Genomic DNA, 4,821 nt, shown 5'->3' with positions numbered 1-4,821 from the left:
GCTGTCGCTGGAACCCACCGAACGCGCCTGGCTGCACGCGCGGATCGAGGAGCGCTTCGACGCCATGCTCTCGGCCGGCCTGATCGCCGAGGTGCAGGCGTTGCGCGCGCGCGGCGACCTGGTGGCCGACCTGCCCTCGATGCGCTGCGTCGGCTACCGACAAACCTGGGAGGCGCTCGACGGCGCCTGGCCGATCACCGAGCTGCGCGAACGCGGCATCGCCGCGACGCGCCAGCTCGCCAAGCGACAGATGACCTGGCTGCGCAGCATGCCGGGGCGCCACGTGATCCCGGCCGAGGCCCCCGATGCCATCGCCCAGGTGCTGCGCCAGGTGGCGGCGCTGGCATGACGCTGCAGATCAGGGATCTCGCCAAGCACTACGGGGAGGCGCCGGTGTTCGAGCAGGTCACGCTCGAGGTCGCGGACGGCGAGTTCGTGGCGATCGTCGGCGAATCGGGCGTCGGCAAGTCGACCCTGCTCAACTGCATGGCCGGCCTCGACAGCTGGGATGCCGGCACGGTGCGGCACGACGGCACCGACATCGGCGCGCTTGACGCCGAGGCGCGTGCACTGTGGCGCCGCAAGAACGTCGGCTTCGTGTTCCAGGCCTTCCACGTGCTGCCGCACCTGGACGTGGCGCAGAACGTCGCGCTGCCGCTGATGCTGCTGGGGCAGCGCGACGACGGCCGCGTGGCGCGCATGCTCGACGCCGTCGGCCTGGCCGGCCTCGGCGCGCGTCTGCCGCAGCAGCTGAGCGGCGGCCAGTTGCAGCGGGTCGCGATCGCCCGCGCGCTGGTCCATACCCCCTCGCTGCTGCTGGCCGACGAGCCGACCGGCAACCTCGACCCGGGCACCGCGGCGCGCGTGATGGACGTGCTGCTGGCGCAGACCCGCGCGCACGGCGCCTCGCTGGTGCTGGTCACGCATTCGGAAGCCGCCGCGGCGCGCGCCGACCGCGTGCTGCACCTGAGCGCCGAAGGGATCCGCCCCTAATCGCCGCCTAGCAGTGCGGCATAGCGCGCCAGATCGACATTGCCGCCGCTGACGATCACGCCGACCCGCTGGCCGCGGATCGAATCGCCTGCCGCGCAGGCCGCCGCGAAGGCCAGGCAGCCGGTCGGCTCGACCACCATCTTCATGCGCTCGGCGAAGAAGCGCATGCCCGCCACCAGCTGCGCATCGCTGACCGTCAGGATGTCGCTGACGTCGCGGCGGATGATGCCGAAGGTGTATTTGCCCAGGTGCTGCGTCTGGGCGCCGTCGGCGATGGTCTTCGGCGTCTCGATGGTGACGATGCGGCCGGCCCGCAGCGACTGCTGGCCGTCGTTGCCGGCCTCCGGCTCGACCCCGTACACTTGGCAGTTGGGCGCGAGCGCGCGCGCCGACAGCGCCGAGCCGCTGGTCAGGCCGCCACCGCCGAGGCAGACGTAGAGCGCATCGAGCGCGCCGACTTCCTCGATCAGTTCCTTGGCCGCCGTGCCCTGCCCGGCGATCACGTCCGGGTGGTCGTAGGGCGGGATCAGCGTCATGCCTCGCTCCTCGGCCAGCCGCCGCGTGAGCGCCTCGCGGTCTTCGGCGAAGCGGTCGTACTGCACCACCTCGGCGCCGTATTCCCGCGTCGCGGCCAGCTTGGCGGCCGGCGCGTCGTTCGGCATCACGATCACGGCCGGCATGCCGAGCAGGCGTGCCGACAGTGCCACGGCCTGCGCATGGTTGCCGGACGAGAAGGCGATCGCGCCGGCCTCGCGCTGCCTGGCGTCGAACTTCGACAGCGCATTGAAGGCGCCGCGGAACTTGAAGGCGCCCATGCGCTGGAAGTTCTCGCACTTGAAGAAGAACTGCGCGCCCCAGCGCGCATCGGCGGTGCGCGAGCGCAGCACCGGCGTGCGGTGGGCATGCCCTTCGAGCCGCGCTGCCGCGGCGATCACGTCGTCGTAGGTCGGAAGTGTGTTCATGGGAATGAGCTTAAGCGACGGCGACAAGAAATAATCGCGCCGCCTTGCCGCACACTGTCGAAACGCGACCGGCTGCACCGTCATTGCAGTGAGCGATCATGCTCGTGTGCTTCTTCCCCGGAGGTTCCATGCAATACATGCTGATGTTCTACCAACCCCAGTCCGAGTTCGAGCAACGGGACCAGGCCGCCGGCCAGGCCTACATGTCCGGTTGGATGGCCTATATCAGCGCGATCCGCGAGTCGGGCATCGCGGTCAACGGCCACGGGTTGCACCCGCCGATGACCGGCACCACGCTGCGCGTGCGCGGCGACAAGCGCCAGGTGCAGGACGGGCCTTTTGCCGACACCAAGGAACAGCTCGGCGGCTATTTCGTGGTCGATGTGCCGGACCTCGATACCGCCCTCGAATGGGCCGCCCGCGCGCCCTGTGCCAGCACCGGCGGCGTCGAGGTGCGCCCGGTCTTCACGGCACCGATGTGAAAGGCTCGGCGCTCGAGCAGACGCACGCCGCGGCCGAGCAGGCCGCGCGCCGGTCCTACGGCCGGCTGGTCGCGATCCTCTCGGCGCGCACGCGCGACATCTCGGCCTCGGAAGACGCGCTGGCCGACGCCTTCGCGCGGGCGCTCGAGCGCTGGCCCGTGGACGGCGTGCCGGCGCAGCCGGAAGCCTGGCTGCTGCAGGTGGCGCGCCGCCGCACGCTCGACGCCTGGCGCCACAATCGCGTCCAGGACGAGGCGGCGCAGACTTTGCTGCTGCTGGCCGACGAGATCGGCGGCGAGGTCGACGGCCCGGGCGAGGCGGTGCCCGACGAACGGCTGCGCCTGTTCTTCGTCTGCGCCCATCCGGCCATCGATGCCGCGGCACGCGCGCCGCTGATGCTGCAGACCGTGCTCGGCCTCGACGCGGCCCGTATGGCCGGCGCCTTCCTCACGGCACCGGCCACGCTGGGCCAGCGCCTGGTACGGGCCAAGGCGCGCATCCGGGCTGCCGGCATCCCCTTCGAGTTCCCGCGCGCCCTCGATCTGCCCAAGCGGCTGCAGGACGTGCTCGACGGCATCTATGCGGCCTACGGCACCGGCTGGGACGAGGTCGACGGCGCCGACGCCGCGGAGCGCGGCCTCACGGCCGAGGCGATCGAGCTCTGCCGCATCCTATGCGGGCTGATGCCGACTGAAGCCGAACCGCTGGGCCTGCTGGCCTTGATGCTGTTCTGCGAGAGCCGCGCCGCGGCCCGGCGCAGCGCCGAAGGCGCCTATGTGCCGCTGGACGAACAGGACATCGCGCGCTGGAACCCGGCCCATCGCCGGCAGGCCGAGCAGTCGCTGCAGCATGCCGCGACGCTGGCCACGCTCGGCCCCTACCAGATCGAGGCCGCGATCCAGTCGGCCCATTGCGCGCGCCGCCTCGGCGCGCAGGTTCCGGCGCAGGCGCTGGTGGCGCTCTACGACGGCCTGATCGCCCTTCGCCCCAGCACCGGCGCCATGGTCAGCCGGGCCTGCGCGGCGGCCGAAGCCGAAGGACCGGCAGCGGGACTGCGTGAACTCGACGCCCTGCCACCGGCCGAGGTCGCCAGCTATCAGCCCTTCTGGGCCGCGCGTGCGCATCTGCTGGCCTGCAACGGCCAAGCCGACGCGGCGCGCCAGGCCTATGCCCGCGCGGCCGGCCTCAGCGCCAGCCTGGCGGTGCGCGCTTGGCTGGCCGCCGCATCGGACCGGCTCTGAGCGCGCCACTGTCGCGCATCGCCTTCGCGCAGAATCGAAGGCGATGAAGGCCTTGTTGCTCAGCTTCTCCTGGCAGGAATTGCGCCACCACCCGTGGCGCAACGCGGCCGCGGTCGTGGCCGTGATGCTGGGTGTTGCGCTGGCCTTCTCGGTGCAGCTGATCAACGCCTCGGCGCTCGACGAATTCTCGAGCGCGGTGCGTTCGGTCAACGGCCAGCCCGACCTGGAACTGCGGGCCGCGCAAGGCAGCTTCGACGAGGCCTTGTTCGCGCGGGTGGCGCGGCATCCGCAGGTCGCGCTCGCCAGCCCGGTGCTCGAGCTGCCGAGCGTCGCGCAGGTCGGCGAGCGCCGGCTGCCGCTGCGGGTGGTGGGCATCGACGCCCTCGCGCTGCCGACCATCGCGCCGTCGCTGATGCCGCGGCCGGCCGAAGGCGCCGACCGCTTGTCGCTGTTCGCGCCGGGCCAGGTGTTCCTGAACGCCGCCGCGCGCAAGGCCATCGGCGACGGCGCCACGCAGCTGCAGCTGCGCGTCGGCTCGCAATGGCAATCGCTGCAGATCGCCGGCCAGGTCGCGGCCGGCGGGGCCGCGCTGGCGGTGATGGACATCGGCGCCGCGCAGGACCTGTTCGGCCGCGGCGGCCAGCTCACGCGCATCGACCTGCGGCTGGCGCCGGGCACCGGGCACGCGGACTTCATCCGCGCGCTGCAGCAATCGCCGGACTGGCCGGGCGGCATCCAGATCGCCGAGCCGGGCGATGCGGCCGAGCGCGTCAGCAACCTGTCGCGCGCCTACCGCGTCAACCTCACTGTGCTGGCGCTGGTGGCCTTGTTCACCGGCGCCTTCCTGGTGTTTTCGGTCCTGGCGCTGAGCGTCGCCAAGCGGGCGCAGCAGTTCGCCCTGCTCGGCGTGCTGGGGCTGACGCCGCGCGAACGGCTGCGACTGGTGCTGGCCGAGTCGCTGCTGCTCGGCGTGATCGGCAGCGCCGCCGGCATCGCGCTCGGCACCGCGCTGGCCCAGCTGGCGCTGAAGCTGCTGGGCGGCGACCTGGGCGGCGGCTACTTCGACGGCGTCGCACCAACGCTGCGCTGGAGCACCGGCGCCGCCCTCACCTACGGCGCGCTCGGCGTGCTGGCGGCGGGCGT

5 protein-coding genes and 1 pseudogene are annotated in these 4,821 nt (G+C 72.3%); 5 read left to right on the top strand and 1 reads right to left on the bottom strand.

What is annotated here, in order from left to right:
* Window positions 1-349, top strand: a pseudogene (locus tag AC1DY5_RS42305) (tRNA (adenosine(37)-N6)-dimethylallyltransferase MiaA); the annotation flags it as partial.
* Complete coding sequence (locus AC1DY5_RS42300) at window positions 346-993, top strand: ABC transporter ATP-binding protein (protein WP_478120403.1); 648 nt, start codon at window positions 346-348, stop codon at window positions 991-993. The pseudogene AC1DY5_RS42305 and the gene AC1DY5_RS42300, both read left to right, overlap by 4 nt.
* On the opposite strand, the gene AC1DY5_RS42295 is transcribed toward AC1DY5_RS42300, so the two are convergent.
* Window positions 990-1,955: a threo-3-hydroxy-L-aspartate ammonia-lyase gene (locus AC1DY5_RS42295; protein WP_478120402.1), complete on the bottom strand. Its 966-nt coding sequence runs from the start codon at window positions 1,953-1,955 to the stop codon at window positions 990-992. The two genes, AC1DY5_RS42300 and AC1DY5_RS42295, sit on opposite strands and share 4 nt — an antisense overlap.
* Before the next feature lie 128 nt (window positions 1,956-2,083).
* Between AC1DY5_RS42295 and AC1DY5_RS42290 the strand changes: the two genes are divergently transcribed.
* The 3 genes from AC1DY5_RS42290 to AC1DY5_RS42280 form a co-directional block, all read left to right on the top strand.
* Window positions 2,084-2,437: a YciI family protein gene (locus AC1DY5_RS42290; protein ID WP_478120401.1), complete on the top strand. Its 354-nt coding sequence runs from the start codon at window positions 2,084-2,086 to the stop codon at window positions 2,435-2,437.
* On the top strand, window positions 2,434-3,678 hold the full coding sequence (locus AC1DY5_RS42285) for an RNA polymerase sigma factor (protein ID WP_478120400.1): 1,245 nt from the start codon (window positions 2,434-2,436) through the stop codon (window positions 3,676-3,678). Before AC1DY5_RS42290 ends, AC1DY5_RS42285 begins: the two co-directional genes overlap by 4 nt.
* Before the next feature lie 43 nt (window positions 3,679-3,721).
* The coding region (locus AC1DY5_RS42280; RefSeq protein WP_478120399.1) for an ABC transporter permease at window positions 3,722-4,821 on the top strand (1,100 nt) is incomplete at its 3' end.

The organism is Variovorax sp. P4_D9, assembly GCF_056401695.1.
Note: the sequence above shows the minus strand (reverse complement) of the source record. Positions and strands in the feature narration are given on the sequence as shown.